This window comes from Actinocorallia lasiicapitis (assembly GCF_054778695.1).
This window is the reverse complement of sequence record NZ_BAAGZI010000019.1, coordinates 1-15,458: the sequence shown is the minus strand read 5'-3', so window position 1 is coordinate 15,458 and position 15,458 is coordinate 1. Positions and strand designations below refer to the sequence as shown.

The following is a 15,458-nucleotide window of genomic DNA, read 5'->3' as shown; positions in this document are numbered from 1 at the left end:
ATCTCAAGATGGATACTGGGGCGCTCGAGGGTTTGCCCTGATGGACCCTAATGCACACTAGAACGGGGAGAGGTAGCAGGTGGTACGGATACGGCTACTCGGAGCAGTGGGTCTGATAGTCGACGGGAATCCTGTGTCGCTCAGGGGAGCACGGCTGCAGGTGCTGTTGGCCGTCCTGGCACTCAGGCCTGGGGAAACAGTGAACAAGGAGCAGTTGATCGAGGAACTGTGGCCGGAGGAAATGCCAAGAAGAGTAGAGAACGCGCTGCAAGCCCTCATTACCCGGCTGCGGCGAAGTCTCCGCCCCCACCTGGGGAACTCCGCCCTGCCCTGGCTCGTGACCACCGGAGCCGGCTACCAGCTCGACGTCGCGCCAGGGCTCATCGACGCGAAGGTCTTCGCCGACGTCTACACCGACGCGCAGGTCATGCTGGCGCGCGACCCCGTCGCCGCCCTGCGCATGCTCGAATCCGCCATCGCGCTGTGGCAGGGGCCCGCCCTGGACGGCATCGTCGGCGGGCAGCTATGCCGCAGCGCCTCTCTGGAATTGGACGAGATGCGGCTGGGAGCCGTCGAGGCGAGCGTCCAGGCCCGGGTCATCCTCGGCGACTCGACCGTCATCCCTGAGCTGAAGGGTCTCGTCACGCTCCACCCGTGGCGGGAGAAGCTGACCGAAATGCTGATGATCGCGCTGTACCGGGCCGGCCGGCAGGTGGAGGCGATGGAGACCTACCGGCAGGCCCGGAACCGATTCGTCGAGGAGCTCGGCCTCGAGCCGTCTCCCCAGTTGCGTGACCAAGCACGAGCTATCCTGAACCAGAAGCCGGACATGCTCGTCATCGGAGGCCAGTGAGTTGGGCACCAACTCGACCTACCCCGCGGTCCGACACCAGCGGCCCCCCGTCGGGACGCTGCTGCGCGAACTGCGTGAGGAACGCAGGATCAGCCAGTTCGCGTTGGCCCTGCAGACCGAGGTCTCCCAGCGGCATCTCAGCTTCGTGGAGACCGGCCGCGCCAACCCGAGCCCCGAACTCATCACCCGTCTGTCCGACCAACTCGACCTGCCGCTGCGTGAGCGCAACCGGCTCCTGCTCGCCGCGGGCCACGCCCCCGTCTATCGCGAGACCACCCTCGACGCCTCCGAGTTGCGCAGTGTGCGTGGCGCGGTCCGGCGGATTCTCAAGGCACACGAACCGGCCCCGGCTCTGCTGGTCGACCGGCATTGGAACATCGTCGAACGGAACCGGGCGGTGACCGTTCTGTCCGTCGGCATCGCCGACTTCCTTCTCGAACCGCCCGTGAACGTCATGCGGATCAGCCTGCACCCCGAGGGGCTCGCCCGGCGCATCATCAACCTCGGCGAATGGCGCGAACACCTGCTCGGGCGCCTCCGTCAGCAGATCACGGTCAGCCGCGACGAACACCTCGCCGAGCTCTACGACGAGGTCTCCGCCTACCCCTACGACAGCTCCGCCCAGCAGCCCTCGACGGTCGACTCCCCCGAGATCCTCGTCCCGCTACGGCTGCGTGACGGCGATAACGAACTCGCCTTCATCAGCACCATGACCATTTTCGGGACGGCGCTCGACATCACCGTCGCGGAACTGGCCATCGAGTCGTTCTTCCCTGCGGACCAGCACACCATGGCTGCGCTCCAGGCCAGGTTCTCGGCCGAACCCGCCCGCTGAACCTATCTCCGGCCCCCCACCGGATACAGCCTTCCCACCCGCCGGACCGTCCGTTTCAGGATGTGTCACGCGGGCCTTCGTGCTGCTCCCGTGATGTGCGCGATGGCGCCGTCGAATTTTGATCGCAGAGACGCGTCAGTCTGCCGTCAGCCCTCTGTCAGGAGTAGTTGGCACAATCCTGACTGATAAGAGTTCGCGCAGATGGATTCTCGAAGGGAATTCCCGTGTCATCAACGTCTGGCCACGGCTTGTCTTCGCGGTTCGACCGGTGGATCACGGACGCCACTCGGATACCGACCATCAACTCCTATGTGGGCGGTCGCGAGATCCCTTCCGAGCGGTATGTATATACCGTTTCCACTCGGGCGATCTTGGACGACGCTTTCGGTGCTCTGACCTTCAAACGAAGCCTGGAGCGGGGGGATCTGCCCGCTGAAGCAGGATTGGGCCACGTCATCGGACGCTGCGGCCTCGCCGGCCCCGAGATCGTCGAAGAGGCGCTCACGGCTGCTCGCCAAGCCGCACCGGAATGGGCGGCCACGCCCCTGAAGACACGAATGCGGCTCGGCGCCGGAATCCGCGCCCGCCTCCTGGAGGAACACAAGGCGCTCACCGAGGTGCTCGTCGCCGAAGGAACACCGCGTGCGCTGGCCGAATGGCAGATCGCAGGTCTTTTCGAGACGTTCAGCGAGAGCACTCTTGATTTTTGTGCGAGCCAGATGCACCAGGAGTTCTCGGCCGGACCGCGGCGGCTCATAGTGCGCCGCGTCCCCGACGGGGTCGTGTGCGTGAACCCGCCTCAGAACGCGCCCGCCGCCAGCGCGTTGTTCGGGATCACCGCGCTCATGGCGGGCAACTCCGTCGTCGTCAGGGCGCCACGCAGTGCTCCCTTCGGGGTGATGTTCGCGCTGCGCGAGCTCGTCGTGCCCGCCCTGGCGGAACTGGGGGCGCCCCCCGGTGTCCTCGGCATGTTCTGCGCACGCCCCGGCCCCGTCATGCGGGCTTGGACGGCCAGCCCCCTCGTCGACGACATCTTCTACACGGGCGGCGTCGAACGAGGCCTGGAGGTGCAGCGTGAGTGTGTAGCCGCGGGGAAGAAGCCGATCCTGGAGCTGGCCGGCAACGACTGTGTCGTGGTGTGGAAGGACGCCGATCTCGACCTGGCCGTCGAGGCGCTCACCGAGTGCTTCTACGGCTCCGGTCAGATCTGCATGGTGCCGAACCAGGTGCTCGTTCACCCGGATGTCGCGGACGAGCTGCTGGCGAAGCTGAAGGCCGCGGCTCAGCGAATCGTACCCGGCTACCCCGACGACGCGGGGGCGCTGCTGAGCCCGGTGCTGCGCGGCGAACGGTTCTTCTCCTACATCAAGGACGCCCTGGGCAAGGGGGCACAAATCGTCCACGGCGCCCGCAGGCTTGAGGTCGATGGCTCGCCCAGCGACACCGGCCTGTTCATGGAGCCGACGATCCTGCGGATCGACGGTCTCGACGACGCGCGCGACATCGAGGCGGTTCGCGAGGAGACGTTCTTCCCGCTGCTCCCTGTCATCGTCCCGGACCGGATGCCTGACGAGGCGCTGTTCCCAGCGTTCTTGCGCTACGTCAATGACAACCCCTACGGGCTGCGCAACTCACTGTGGACAGCCGACGACCACCTCGTCGACACCTTTATGCGCAACCTCACCAATGGCGGCCTGCTGAAGGTCAATGACTCCCACATCGGCTTTCTGCCGTACCTGCCCAGCCATGGTGGCACCGGGCTGACCGGGGGCGTGTTCGGAGAGGCCAACTACCTGATGCTGCGCTCTTCGCACCTGCAAGGCGTCTCGATCGCCCAAGGGGTGAGACCCGGCGACGCCGTGTTCGCCGCGTACGCCGCGGCGATCGCCGATCCGCACGAGCCGTGATCGGCTCCGCGGTCTTCCTTCGCACTTCCATCCGTTATTCGGAGGAGCAGTCATGCGTTTCCTGGAAAACGAGATCCAGACCTGCCAGAAGTTCCTGCCCGGCTGCTACGAGCAGCTCGCCGGCACCCCTCTCACCGAGCTCGAGGCCGAGGACGGTCCCGCCATCGTGGTGTTCCGCGAGCACGGCGGCACCAATCTCCTCGTGCCCGCCGCGTTCGGCGGGCTCGACGCCGACCCGGTCGACGCCGCCCGTGTGGTGACGGCACTGGGATCGGTGGCTCCGTCGATGACGGTCGCGACGATGATGCACCACTTCTCCGTCGGCACCCTGTTCGCCCTGGCCGAGATCGTCGGTGAGGGCAACGGCTTGGACGACCTGCTGCTGCGGCGGGTCGCGACGGAGCGCATCTTGGTCGCGTCCGGGTTCGCCGAGGGCAAGAGCGGCCAGAACATCTTCTCCCCGACGATGTCGGCTCGGGCCGTGGACGGCGGCTACCTGGTGTCGGGATCGAAGAAGCCCTGCAGCCTCGCGAACTCGATGGGGCTGCTCACCGCGAGCGTGGCCGTGCCGATCGGTGATGACGAGACGGCGATGGGCCTGCTCATGCTGCCCGCGGACACACCGGGCGTGACCATCCACCGGTTCTGGAAGAACCCGGTGCTGGCAGCCGCGGAGAGCCACGAGGTGCGGCTCACCGACGTGTTCGTCAGGCCCTCGCACATCATCCAGCCCGACCCGGCGCTCGCGCAGGAACTCGACCAGCTCCAGACGGTCGGGCTGATCTGGTTCCAGATGATGGTGTCGGCGTCGTACACGGGGATGGCGGCGGCGCTCGCCGCCCGGGTGCTCGACCAGGGCCGGGGCAGCACGTCGGACCGAGCGTCGCTGCTGGGCCGGATCGGCTCGGCGTCGCTGCTCACCGAGGGCCTGGCCCGCAGGATCCGGGACGGTGAGGTCGACGGCGACGGCCTGGCGGCGGCCCTCACGACCCGGTATGCCGTCCAGGATCTGGTGCGGGCCACCGCCGACCAGGCCGTGGAGCTGCTCGGCGGCATGGCGTTCATCGGCAGCCGGGAGATCTCCGGACTATCGGCGGCCTGCCACGCCATCGCGTTCCATCCGCCGGCCCGCACCGCCGCGGGTCCCGCGCTGGTGGAGCATGCCGCGGGCCGACCCTTGCTGGTGGGCTGATGACGAAGAGCGCTGCGCCCGCCCCGCACACGGAGCAGAACGCCGGGCAGGGTTCCGCGCACAGCCCCGCGCGGATCGATGAGATCTACCGTGCCCATCTCAGTACGGGACGGGCGGCTCTGGGCGAGATGTTCGGCGGTGACCTCGAGACCTACTCCGAGGGTGCGTGGGTGACGACCAGCGCAGGGCGGCGGCTGCTGAACTGCGGCGGGTACGGCGTGTTCCTCATGGGTGCGCGGCACCCGGCCGTGGTCGAGGCGGTCCGTCGGCAGCTCGACACGAACCCGGTCGCGACGCGGCTGCTGCTGGAACCGCAGGTCGCGCACGCCGCGCGGGAACTGGCCGAGGTGACGCCTCCTGGCCTGAACCGGGTGCACTTCGCCGGGTCGGGCGCCGAAGTCGTCGAGGCGGCGCTGAAGCTGGCCAGGACGCGTGGCGGCACAGAGTTGGTGTCGATGACGGGCGGCTACCACGGCAAGACGCTGGGCGCGCTGAGCGTTACCGCGAACGAGGTGTTCCAGGCTCCGTTCCGGCCGCTGCTGCCGGGAGTCCACCACGTGCCTTTCGGGGATGCGGAGGCACTGGAGGAGCGGCTGCGCGAACTCGGTTCCCGAGCGTGCGTGATCGTCGAGCCGGTGCAGGGCGAGGGCGGCGTGATCGTCCCGCCGAGCGGCTACCTGCGGGAAGTGTCCCGGCTCTGCCGTGAACACGGCGCGTTCTTCGTCCTCGACGAAGTGCAGACGGGCATGGGTCGACTCGGCGCGTGGTGGGGCGCCGACCTCGAGGGCGTCGTTCCGGACGCGCTGCTGGCCGGTAAGGGCCTGGGCGGCGGGCTGCTGCCCGTATCGGCGCTGGTCGCGACCGACGAGGCGTTCCAAGCATTCGACAGGGACCCGTTCATTCACACCTCGACGTTCTCGGGGAGCCCACTGGCGATGGCTGCGGTTCGCGGGGCCATCGAGGCACTGCGTTCCGAGCGGCTGGTGGAGCGCAGCGCGGAGCTGGGGGAGCGGCTCCGCACCGGCCTCGAGCAGAGCGCCCGCGAAGTGCTCGGCCACCGGCTCAGGGAGGTCCGCGGCGTGGGTCTGCTCATCGGAATCGAGCTGAACGTGCCGGGTATGGCCGGCGACCTGCTGCTGGAGCTGATGACCGAGGGGGTCTTGGCGAACCACTCGCTCAACTCCGACCGGGTGCTGCGGTTGACCCCGCCCGCGGTCCTGACCGACGCGGAGGCTGACGGTCTCCTCGACAAGTTCGCGCGCGCCTGCCGCGCCGTCCTAGCTTGAGAACGGCCCCAGGAACGGAAAGGACCCTTCCCATGCGCAGTATCCGCCTGCACGCGCTGGTGCCGACTCAGGACACCATGCTCGTCTTCGAGAAGATCACGGCTTTCTCCGACTATCCGAAGGCCGCCGACGACGTCCGCACAGTGACCATCGAACCCGACGGGGTGCACTCCGTGTGGGAGGTCAACTTCCGTCGCGGCATCATGCGCTGGACCGAGCGCGACGACATCAGGCGGGACGACCTGACAGTCACGTTCAGCCAGACCGCCGGGGACTTCGCGCGGTTCGAGGGCAGCTGGAAGCTCACACCCGGAGCCGACGGGTGCGAGGTCGAGCTGCTCCTCGCCTACGACTTCGGCATCGAGAGTCTGGCGGGGCTGATGGACCCGCTGGCAGAGCGCGTCATCAAGCGCGCGATCTGCTTCGTCCTCGCCGACGCCGTGGGGACCGTCGAGGTCCTGGCAGGTGGGGAGGCGCTGACCGACCTGGGCGAGCTGCCCGCGGGGTCCGGCATCCGTATCCGCGACGCGAGCTGAGGAGAGCACGACATGGACGTCGCAAACCACTTCGAGTCACAGACCACCTACCGGCTGATTCGGCTGGAGTACCTCGCGGTGCTCGCGGTCTGCCTGTACTTGTTCGGCGCCAACATCGGCGACGTCAACTGGTGGGTCGCCCTCGGCCTGTTCCTCTACATCGACCTCATCGGCTACCTGCCTGGCGCGATCGCCTACCACCGCAGCCCGGACAGGCAGATCCCGAAGTTCTACTACGTCGCCTACAACCTCATGCACAGCTTCCTCACTCAGGGCGTCGTGATCGGCCTGTGGATGCTGCTGTTCGGTCCGGAATGGGCGCTGCTGACCATCCCCATCCACCTGGCTGGCGACCGTTCCCTTTTCGGCAACTTCCTGAAGCCGTTCAGCGTGACCTTCGAACCCAACGAGCACCCGGCGTTCGGCCGGCTGCGCGCGGAGACCGCGGGTACCACGCCCCAGCCCGTCCCCCCATCGTCGCCGAACCCGGCAGCCACCTCGTCCCTGTGACGGATCGGAGAGCCCTCATGACCTTGACACCGAGCACCCCGGACATCCCCGCGGCCGGTCCGGCTCACGAGACCGGCTGGGACACCGCGCCCAGCCTGCTGGACGGTGCGATGACACTGCAGCTCGCCGCGGCCGAAACAGGACTGCGCTACTGGTTCCAGAACGTGCCGCAGGGCACCCTGCGCGGCCATGTCGACGGGCACGACCCCGCTCTGGTCCCGCCCGCGTTCATGCGTGAGCCGGGCCCGCTGCGCGACGCGCTCACCCAGGAGTACGCATTCCGGGCGATCGCGGAGGACAAGGCGGCCCGCGGCCTGGCCTACCTCGTCCCGATCGCACCCGACCTGACGGGCATGGAGTTCTACGTCACCCAGGTGATGGACGAGGCCAGGCATGCGATGGTGTTCCGCAACCACCTGCTGCACTTCGGCGTCACGCCGGACGGCCTGGACGACGCGCTGGAGCGGTTCGCGGGAAAGGACAAGCGCTCCATCCTGGACCCGCTGGAGGAGTACGCGCTGAAGGTCATGCGCGACGACGCCGACTACATCGGCGGGGTCGTCATGATGACGATCATCATCGAGGGCGCGCTGGCGCCGGCGGCGGAGCTGAGCGAACGCAAGTGGCGACCGCTCGACCCGGCCGCCGCGGACATCGACAAGGGCGCCGGCATTGACGAGATCCGGCACCTCACGGTCGGCGCCGACATCGCCCGCCAGTACCTGCTGGACCACCCGAAGGAGCACGGCCGGGTCGTCGAGCTCATCCGTGCGGGAATGGGCATCTGGCACGATCTCCCCGTCCAGAAGATGATCATGGAGCGGGAGGAGTGGTTCCAAGAGGGCCTGCTCAAGCACGCCGACGTCGTAGGGGACTACGAGATCTGGCCCGGCCGCCGCCTCATCGACACCACGCCCGAGGAGCGTCAGGGCACGGCCGAGCGCTGGTCGCAGGAGATGAAGGAGATCCGGCTGCGCGGCATGGGCCTGGAAGAGGCCCTGCAGTGACCGTCGCGGCCGTCGTGGCGGGCCTCGGCATCGCACTGCCCGACCGGATCGTCACCAACGACGAATTGGCGGCGCGGCTCGACACCTCCGACGAGTGGATCAGCTCGCGGACCGGGATCAGGCAGCGGCACGTGTCGGGACCCGATGAGTCCACGTCCGACCTGGCCGTGGCGGCGACGGTCCGGGCACTCGAGTCAGCGGCGGGCCTCGGGGTGACGGCATCCGACATCGGCGTCGTCGTACTGGCGACCACCACGCCGGACCGGCCGTGCCCCGCGACGGCGCCCGACGTGGCCGCCCGCGTCGGGCTCGACGAGGTCGCCGCGTTCGACGTGTCGGCTGTCTGCTCCGGCTTCGTGTACGCGCTGGCCGCGGCATCCGGACTGATCACCGCAGGTGTCTGCGACGCCGCCGCCGTCATCGGCGCCGATACCTACTCGACCATCCTCGACCCGGATGACCGCGGCACCGCGGTCATCTTCGGCGACGGAGCCGGCGCGGTGCTGCTGCGTCGGGGAGATGCCGACGAGCCCGGCGCGCTCGGCCCGTTCGACCTCGGCAGCGACGGCCGCCACCACGAGGACATCACCATTCGCGGCGGCGGGTCGCGGCAGCGCACCTCGGGAAAACCCGCAGAACCTGGCGATGAGTACTTCCAGATGAACGGCTCCGCGGTGTTCGCGCACGCCGTCCGGCGCATGTCCGGATCGGTCCGCAAGGTGCTGGCCGAAGCGGACTGGACCAGCGATCACGTCGACCGGCTCGTCGCGCACCAGGCCAACTCCCGCATTCTCGACGCCGTCGCTGGTGAACTCGGTCTGCCCGCGAGCGCCGTCGTCAGCAACCTCGGCCGGGTCGGCAATACCTCGGCCGCGTCCATCCCGCTCGCCCTGGCGGACGCCGTCGCCGACGGCAGCCTCCGGGCCGGGCACCGTGTCCTGCTCGCCGCATTCGGCGGCGGCTTCACCTGGGGGTCGACGGCACTGCGCTGGCCCGCGGGGATCGATCTCTCAACCCTCTTCCGAAGGAGCATCCATGGGCATTGATACCGCCACCATCCTCGACCGGATCGCGACCCTGCTCACGACCAGGTTCAGCGTCCCCTCCGAGGAGTACAGGGACGACGCGACCTTTCCCGACCTCGACCTCGACTCGCTCGCGCTGGTCGAGTTCGGGCTGGTCGCGGAGAAGGAGTTCGGCGTCGCCATCGCCGAGGACGAGGTGTCCAGCGACGACACCATCACCGACATCGCCGCCCTCATCGAAACCAAGATGCGGGGCGTGTGATGGCGCCCTTCGCAGCGGCCGTCACCGGCCTTGGCATGGTCACGTCCGCCGGAGTCGGGACCGGGCCGAGCTGGGACGGGATCGTGGCCGCGCGCCCCACTGCCGCCCCGGATCCGGTACTGGCGGAAGTCCCGCCAGGGTTCAGCTGCCGGGTCCCGGTGTTCGACGCGGAGCTCGCCCTGGGCGGGCGCCTGGCCGGGCGAACCGACCGGTTCACCCATCTCGCGCTGGCAGCAGTCCGCGAGGCGCTCGCGGACGCCGGGCTCGGTCCGGTGTTCGCCGACGGCGCGCGCGTCGGGGTAGTCCTGGGCAACGCGCTCGGCGGCACCGCAACGTTCGAGAAGCAGTTCTCGGTGCTGCTCGCCGAGGGCGCCCACCGGATGTCACCGATGCTCATCCCGATGATGGGCGTCAGCATGGTCGCCGGGCACGTGGCCATCGACATCGGCGCACGCGGCCCGAACCTGGTCACGGTGACGGCGTGCGCGTCCGGCACCACCGCCATCGGGACCGCCCGCGATCTCCTCCGCACCAGGCAGTGCGACATCGTCGTCGCCGGGGGTACCGAAGCCAGCCTCACGCCGTCGATCATCGCGGCGTTCGCGAAGATGCGGGCGCTGTCGCGGCGCAGCGACGAGCCGCAGCGGGCTTCCCGCCCGTTCGACATCAACCGGGACGGCTTCGTGGCAGCCGAGGGCGCCGCGGTGCTCATCCTGGAGCGGCCCGAGGACGCGCGGGCCCGGAGCGCGTCGGTCCGGGCCTTCATCAGCGGCTACGGCGCGTCTGCCGACGCACACCATCCGACCTCGCCCGACCCTGCCGGGAGGGGCGCCGAACAGGCGATCCGAGCAGCACTCGCCGATGCGGGCCTCGACCCGGGTGATGTCGAGCACGTCAACGCCCACGGCACGTCCACCCAGCTCAATGACGTCACCGAGGCGGACGTGCTGCGGCGCGTGTTCGGAGACGGGCCGCCGGTCACGTCGATCAAGGGCGTGACCGGCCACGCTCTCGGTGCTGCCGGCGCGATCGAGGCCGCCTGTACGGTCCTCGCGGTCCAGCACTCCCTCGTCCCTCCCACCGCCAACCTGGAGAAGATCGACCCCCGTATCGAGGTGGACGTGGTGATGGGTAAGGCACGGCGCGTCCAGGTTCGGCACGCGCTCAGCAACTCCTTCGGATTCGGCGGTCAGAACGCCGTCCTGGCCGTCTCAGCCGTGTGAAGGAAGAAGGGAATCAGAACTTGATCGATACGTTGCCAATCTCCCAAAGCGGATCTTTCCGGGAACTCAACGAGCAGGTAGCGCACGCCGGGCTGCTCAGGGCCCGACCCGGCTACTTCACCTTCAAGATCATTTTCAATCTAGTCTGGCTGGTCGCGACCTGGGAGGCCGTGCTGCTGCTCGGCGACTCCTGGTGGCAGCTCGCCGCCGCCGTCGCTCTCGCCATCGGGTTCGTCCAGACCGGGTTCATCGCGCACGACTCCGGCCACAAGCAGATCAGCACGGTTCGCGGGAAATCCCAGTTCATCGGCCGGATCCATATGAACCTGCTGCTGGGCGTCGCCTATGGCTGGTGGATCAACCACCACAACCGGCATCACAGCGATCCCAACAACCTCGACAAGGACCCGGACACGATCCGCCGCCAGGTCATCTTCGCCGTCGACGAGATGGAGGCCAAGGCCGGGACGCCGTTCAAGCGGTTCGTCATCCGGTTCCAGTCGGTCATGTTCTTCGTGCTGCTCGGCCAGGAGGCCGTCCGGCTGCGCAGGTCGGGTGTTCAGGCAGCGCGTGCGGGCCGACTGCCCACGCCGCTCCTCGAACTCGGCCTGTGCGTCCTGCACCTCGCGGCTTACGTCACCATCGTGTTCTGGGCAATGCCGCCGCTCAAGGCCGTTCTGTTCATCCTCATCCACCAGATCCTGTTCGGCCTGTACCTCGGTGGGGTGTTCGCCCCTAACCACAAGGGCATGGTCGTCTACCGCAACGACACCGAGCTGGACTGGCTGCACCGGCAGGTCCTCACCTCTCGCAACATCAAGTCGAGTCTGCTCACCGACTTCGCGTTCGGCGGGCTCAACTACCAGATCGAGCACCACCTGTTCCCGAGCATGCCGCGGGTCGCCCTCCGCAAGGCCCGGCCGATCGTCCTCGCCTACTGCCGGGAGCACGGCCTCCCCTACAGGGAGGTCCCGATGTGGCACTCCTACCGGGAGGTGTCCCGCTTCCTCGGTCGGATCAGCAGGCAGGCTCGCGCATGAGGCTGTTCACCGTCCCCGCCGACCTGGCCGCCGCCGCCGGCGAACACCTGGGCGCCAGCGCCTGGCACGAGGTCACCCAGAGACGCGTCGACCGGTTCGCCGAGGTCAGCGGAGACCGCCAGTGGATCCACACCGACCCCGAGCGGGCCCGCTCAGGGATCTTCGGCGGGACCGTCGTCCACGGGATGCTCACCGCATCGCTGGTCCCCCCGCTGCTCGACGAGATCTTTCAGGTCGGGCGGTGCGACCTCATCGTCAACAAGGGCATGGACCGGCTCAGATTCCGCTCGCCCGTCCCCGTCGGGGCGAAGGTGCGGGTCCTGGCCGACCTGCGCGAGGCAGTGCTCCGCCCGCGCGGTTTCACCGAGGCCGTCATCGCCGTGGCCCTCGAGGTCGAGAGCCGACGCGGGCCCGTCTGCACCGCCGATCAGCGCCTGCTGTTCCACACACCTGATCGCTGACAGATCCGAACCTGAGAGGAACCCCATGGGAGAAATCAAGATCGGTGTGCTGCTTCCGACCCGGGAGATGGCCATGACCGGCGACTACGACGTCGAGCGGCTCCTGTCGTTCGCGCGTCGCGCCGAAGCCGCCGGCTACGACTCGCTGTGGACCGGTGACTCGTTGACGGCCCGGCCCCGGCTCGACCCGTTCGTCGTGCTGTCGGCCGTCGCCGCCGTCACCGAACGGATCACGCTCGGCACGGCCGCCCTGACGGCCGCACTCCGCCACCCCCTGATCGGCGCGAACCTCGTCGCCGGGCTCGACCACATCAGCGGCGGCAGGCTTGAACTCGGCCTCGGAGCCGGCTTCCCGATTCCCGAGTCGGCCGCCGAGTTCGAGGCCGTCGGCGTCCCGTTCGGCCAGCGCGTCGGCCGCCTCGACGAGACCGTCCACGCCTGGCGCCTCGCGTGGGGCACCGACGAGCCGATCTACCGGGGCCGGTACGGCGAGATCGACGGTATCGACCGGCTGCCGCCGACGGTCCGTCCAGAAGGGCCCAGGCTATGGCTGGCCGGCAGCGACACCGAGAATGTCACCGCCCGCGTTGCCAGGCTCTATGACGGGTGGCTGCCGTTCCTGCCGAATCCCGACGCATACGAGAAGGCGTGGACGCGCATCAAGGAACAGGCCGTCGCAGCCGGACGCGAACCCAGCTCCATCACCGCCGGTATGTACGCGACGATCACCGTGAACAACGACGCCGAGGCGGCCCGGCACGAACTCGAGAACTACGTCGAGTCCTACTATGCGCGTCCGCTAGAGCTCATGTCGACCGTGCAGGCCTACCGGTACGGCACCGCCGAGACCTGCGCGTCGTGGCTGCGCGAGTACGCCGATGCGGGTGCGAACCACTTCGTGCTGCGGATCGGCAGCCTCAGCACGGACCCGCCGCTCGAGGACATTCTCGCCGCAGCCCGCACTGCGCTGGCCTGAACGGAGACCGCCGATGACCGAACCGATCCCGCCGCATCAGACCAAGGTCGGAGTACTCCTGCCCACCCGCGAGATCGCGATCCAGGGCACATACGACTTCCCGTCCGTCCTCGACTTCGCCGAACGCGCCGAGGCCACCGGCTTCGATTCCGTGTGGATCGGGGACTCGCTGCTGGCCAGGCCCCGCACCGACGCCCTCACGGTGCTCGGAGCGGTCGCTGCGAGAGTCCGCCGTGTCGAGATCGGCACTGCCTGCCTGATCCCGGCGCTGCGCGACCCCGTAGTGGGCGCCAACATGGTGACCGGCCTGCACCACGTCATCGGCGAGCGTTTCATCCTCGGGCTCGGGTCCGGTTTCCCCATCCCGCTGGTGGAACGAGAGTTCGCGGCCGTCGGCGTGCCGTTCGACCAGCGCGTCGGCCGGCTCGACGACATGCTGCGCCTGTGGCGGCAGACCTGGTCGACCCACGGCGACCCGGCCGGCGGGCACTTCACCGGCCGGTACGCCGACGCGGACGGACTGGACCGGCTGCCGCCACCGGCCGCTCCCGGCGGGCCGCGCGTCTGGTACGCCGGTGGCGACACCCCTTGGGTGATGTCGCGGGTCGGCCGCCTCTACGACGGGTGGCTGCCGTTCCTGCCGAGCCCCGACGCGTACGGGAAGGCCTGGACGACCATCCAGGAGAACGTCGCTGCGGCGGGCCGCCCCGAAGGGTCGGTGTTCCCGGCGATGTACGCGACGATCTCCGTCGATTCCGACCGGGAGAAGGCTCGCGCAGCGTTGGAGGACTACGTCCAGCACTACTACGGCTACCCGTTGGAGCTCACCTCAATGGTGCAGGCGTTCCGCTACGGCACCGTCGAGGAGTGCGCCGCCGAACTGGCTCAGTTCGTCCGCGCGGGGGCCAGGCACCTGGTCATCAGGATCGGCTCGCTCGCCCCCGACCCTCCCCTGGCGGAGATCCTCGCAGCGGTTCGCTCAGCGATCACCGCGCTCTGATCGAGAAAGGACGGAACATGGCCGACTGGTCGCGCGCTGTCATCATCGCCAATCCCGGGGCCGGCGGATCACCTGCCGGGCTTGTGCCCGAGGTGGAGAGAGCCTGCCGGGCCGTCAGGCCCGGCCCGAAGCAGGTCGAGGTCCGGTGGACCCGCGGGCCCGGTGACGCCGAGCTGCTGGCGAGGCAGACGGCGGAGCCGGGCGAGCGGACGCTCGTCCCGGCGGTCGGCGGCGACGGCACCCTCGCCGAGGCCGCCGCCGGCCTGGCCGACCGGGATGACGCGGCGCTCGCGGCGATCCCGGCGGGCACCGCGAACTCCTTGTACCGCACCTGGTGGGAGGATGCGCCGTGGCAGGAATCGCTGGCCGCATGTCTCGACGGCAGCGCTGAACTCCGCCACCTCGACTACGCCCGGTGGCGGCGCAACGGCCGTCTCATCCTCGCGGGGGCCGCCACGGGCTTCCCCCCTCAGGGCATCCATGAGGCCGCTACGTACACGAACCTGTCCGGCACCGCCCGGTACGAGATGGGCATGGCGCGGCTCATCCCGCGCTTCGAGCCGTACCCGGGCCGCGTCACCGTCGACGGAGAGGAGGTCCACCGCGGCGACACCCTGCTCGTCAACATCGGCGGCAGCCGCTACCGCGGCGGGAGCTTCGCCGTCCTCCCGCACACGATCCTCGACGACGGCCTGCTCGACGTGGTCGTCGTCGGCGCCGAAAACCGGCTCGCCGAGGTGCTGCGGCTAGCCCGCACCGGTGAGCACGTCGACCTGCCCGGAGCCGTCTACGCGCGCGGCCGCAGCATCACCGTCGAACGCACCGACGGGCAGCCGGTCTGGTTCGAGCACGACGGCGAAGTGCTACCGGACACGTCGGGGCCTCTCACCTTCGACGTGGCCGAAGTCCACCTGCCCGCCCTGGTGGGCCCGGCGGCCGCGGAAAGGCTACTGCCCCGATGACCCTTCTGGAGGAGCTCGTCGGCTGGGCCGCCGCGCTCCGCTACACCGACATCCCGTCGCGCGTCCGCGAGGTCGCCAGGCTCCAGGTGCTGTCGCAGCTCGCGGCCGTCCGTGCGGGCCTGGCACAACCGCAGGGCGCGAAGCTCGTCCGGGCGTTCGGGCCGCCCGTCCAGGAGGATCCGAAGCAGGCCGCCATGGTGATGGCCGGTCTCGGCTCGTGGATGCACTTCGACGACACCGCGTACGCCGGTCACCTGTCGAACTCGACCGTAGCGGTGCCTCTGGCATACACACGCGCCCACGGCCGGGACGGGCGGGCGCTGCTGACCGCGGTGGTCGCCGCGAACGAGTGCGCGGCGCGGCTCACCGCGGCGGCGACGCTC

General features: G+C 69.1%; 17 protein-coding genes. All 17 read left to right on the top strand.

The window, feature by feature from the left end; all coding sequences use genetic code 11:
* The first annotated feature begins 79 nt into the window (after positions 1-79).
* Positions 80-853 carry an AfsR/SARP family transcriptional regulator gene (locus ACYVE7_RS04325; protein ID WP_460363213.1) on the top strand — a complete coding sequence of 258 codons (774 nt, stop codon included), beginning with the start codon at positions 80-82 and terminating at the stop codon, positions 851-853.
* A gap of 1 nt (position 854) precedes the next feature.
* Positions 855-1,688, top strand: a complete 834-nt coding sequence (locus ACYVE7_RS04320) for a helix-turn-helix domain-containing protein (protein WP_460363212.1) — start codon at positions 855-857, stop codon at positions 1,686-1,688.
* Positions 1,689-2,059: 371 nt separating this feature from the next.
* Entirely contained in the window at positions 2,060-3,595 is a 1,536-nt protein-coding gene (locus tag ACYVE7_RS04315; RefSeq protein WP_460363211.1) for an aldehyde dehydrogenase family protein, read from the top strand.
* A gap of 52 nt (positions 3,596-3,647) precedes the next feature.
* On the top strand, positions 3,648-4,787 hold the full coding sequence (locus tag ACYVE7_RS04310; protein ID WP_460363210.1) for a hypothetical protein: 1,140 nt from the start codon (positions 3,648-3,650) through the stop codon (positions 4,785-4,787).
* Positions 4,787-6,073: an aspartate aminotransferase family protein gene (locus ACYVE7_RS04305; protein WP_460363209.1), complete on the top strand. Its 1,287-nt coding sequence runs from the start codon at positions 4,787-4,789 to the stop codon at positions 6,071-6,073. Before ACYVE7_RS04310 ends, ACYVE7_RS04305 begins: the two co-directional genes overlap by 1 nt.
* A gap of 32 nt (positions 6,074-6,105) precedes the next feature.
* Entirely contained in the window at positions 6,106-6,609 is a 504-nt protein-coding gene (locus ACYVE7_RS04300; protein ID WP_460363208.1) for a type II toxin-antitoxin system RatA family toxin, read from the top strand.
* 12 nt (positions 6,610-6,621) lie between these two features.
* Positions 6,622-7,119 (top strand): hypothetical protein, encoded by a 498-nt coding sequence (locus ACYVE7_RS04295; RefSeq protein ID WP_460363207.1) that lies wholly within the window; start codon positions 6,622-6,624, stop codon positions 7,117-7,119.
* A 17-nt stretch (positions 7,120-7,136) separates the two neighbouring features.
* Entirely contained in the window at positions 7,137-8,126 is a 990-nt protein-coding gene (locus tag ACYVE7_RS04290) for a hypothetical protein (protein ID WP_460363206.1), read from the top strand.
* Positions 8,123-9,172 (top strand): beta-ketoacyl-ACP synthase III, encoded by a 1,050-nt coding sequence (locus ACYVE7_RS04285; RefSeq protein ID WP_460363205.1) that lies wholly within the window; start codon positions 8,123-8,125, stop codon positions 9,170-9,172. Before ACYVE7_RS04290 ends, ACYVE7_RS04285 begins: the two co-directional genes overlap by 4 nt.
* Positions 9,162-9,413: an acyl carrier protein gene (locus tag ACYVE7_RS04280; RefSeq protein ID WP_460363204.1), complete on the top strand. Its 252-nt coding sequence runs from the start codon at positions 9,162-9,164 to the stop codon at positions 9,411-9,413. The genes ACYVE7_RS04285 and ACYVE7_RS04280 overlap by 11 nt, the downstream gene beginning before the upstream one ends.
* Positions 9,413-10,636 (top strand): beta-ketoacyl-[acyl-carrier-protein] synthase family protein, encoded by a 1,224-nt coding sequence (locus ACYVE7_RS04275; protein WP_460363203.1) that lies wholly within the window; start codon positions 9,413-9,415, stop codon positions 10,634-10,636. The genes ACYVE7_RS04280 and ACYVE7_RS04275 overlap by 1 nt, the downstream gene beginning before the upstream one ends.
* 32 nt (positions 10,637-10,668) lie before the next feature.
* Positions 10,669-11,676, top strand: coding sequence for a fatty acid desaturase family protein (locus ACYVE7_RS04270; RefSeq protein ID WP_460363202.1), 1,008 nt, complete (start codon positions 10,669-10,671; stop codon positions 11,674-11,676).
* Positions 11,673-12,137 carry a MaoC family dehydratase gene (locus ACYVE7_RS04265; RefSeq protein WP_460363201.1) on the top strand — a complete coding sequence of 155 codons (465 nt, stop codon included), beginning with the start codon at positions 11,673-11,675 and terminating at the stop codon, positions 12,135-12,137. Before ACYVE7_RS04270 ends, ACYVE7_RS04265 begins: the two co-directional genes overlap by 4 nt.
* A 25-nt stretch (positions 12,138-12,162) precedes the next feature.
* Positions 12,163-13,113, top strand: a complete 951-nt coding sequence (locus tag ACYVE7_RS04260) for an LLM class flavin-dependent oxidoreductase (RefSeq protein ID WP_460363200.1) — start codon at positions 12,163-12,165, stop codon at positions 13,111-13,113.
* Positions 13,114-13,126: 13 nt separating this feature from the next.
* Positions 13,127-14,113 carry an LLM class flavin-dependent oxidoreductase gene (locus ACYVE7_RS04255; protein ID WP_460363199.1) on the top strand — a complete coding sequence of 329 codons (987 nt, stop codon included), beginning with the start codon at positions 13,127-13,129 and terminating at the stop codon, positions 14,111-14,113.
* Positions 14,114-14,130: 17 nt separating this feature from the next.
* On the top strand, positions 14,131-15,075 hold the full coding sequence (locus ACYVE7_RS04250; protein ID WP_460363198.1) for a diacylglycerol/lipid kinase family protein: 945 nt from the start codon (positions 14,131-14,133) through the stop codon (positions 15,073-15,075).
* Positions 15,072-15,458 (top strand): MmgE/PrpD family protein (locus tag ACYVE7_RS04245; protein ID WP_460363197.1); only part of this gene is annotated, 387 nt, incomplete at its 3' end. The genes ACYVE7_RS04250 and ACYVE7_RS04245, both read left to right, overlap by 4 nt.

Excerpts from the sequence above, each read along its gene's own strand:
- ACYVE7_RS04260 (WP_460363200.1), top strand. The coding sequence starts at position 12,163 with ATGGGAGAAATCAAGATCGGTGTGCTGCTTCCGACCCGGGAGATGGCC.
- ACYVE7_RS04290 (WP_460363206.1), top strand. The coding sequence starts at position 7,137 with ATGACCTTGACACCGAGCACCCCGGACATCCCCGCGGCCGGTCCGGCT.
- ACYVE7_RS04280 (WP_460363204.1), top strand. The coding sequence starts at position 9,162 with ATGGGCATTGATACCGCCACCATCCTCGACCGGATCGCGACCCTGCTC.
- ACYVE7_RS04265 (WP_460363201.1), top strand. The coding sequence starts at position 11,673 with ATGAGGCTGTTCACCGTCCCCGCCGACCTGGCCGCCGCCGCCGGCGAA.
- ACYVE7_RS04255 (WP_460363199.1), top strand. The coding sequence starts at position 13,127 with ATGACCGAACCGATCCCGCCGCATCAGACCAAGGTCGGAGTACTCCTG.
- ACYVE7_RS04275 (WP_460363203.1), top strand. The coding sequence starts at position 9,413 with ATGGCGCCCTTCGCAGCGGCCGTCACCGGCCTTGGCATGGTCACGTCC.
- ACYVE7_RS04305 (WP_460363209.1), top strand. The coding sequence starts at position 4,787 with ATGACGAAGAGCGCTGCGCCCGCCCCGCACACGGAGCAGAACGCCGGG.
- ACYVE7_RS04295 (WP_460363207.1), top strand. The coding sequence starts at position 6,622 with ATGGACGTCGCAAACCACTTCGAGTCACAGACCACCTACCGGCTGATT.
- ACYVE7_RS04250 (WP_460363198.1), top strand. The coding sequence starts at position 14,131 with ATGGCCGACTGGTCGCGCGCTGTCATCATCGCCAATCCCGGGGCCGGC.
- ACYVE7_RS04310 (WP_460363210.1), top strand. The coding sequence starts at position 3,648 with ATGCGTTTCCTGGAAAACGAGATCCAGACCTGCCAGAAGTTCCTGCCC.
- ACYVE7_RS04300 (WP_460363208.1), top strand. The coding sequence starts at position 6,106 with ATGCGCAGTATCCGCCTGCACGCGCTGGTGCCGACTCAGGACACCATG.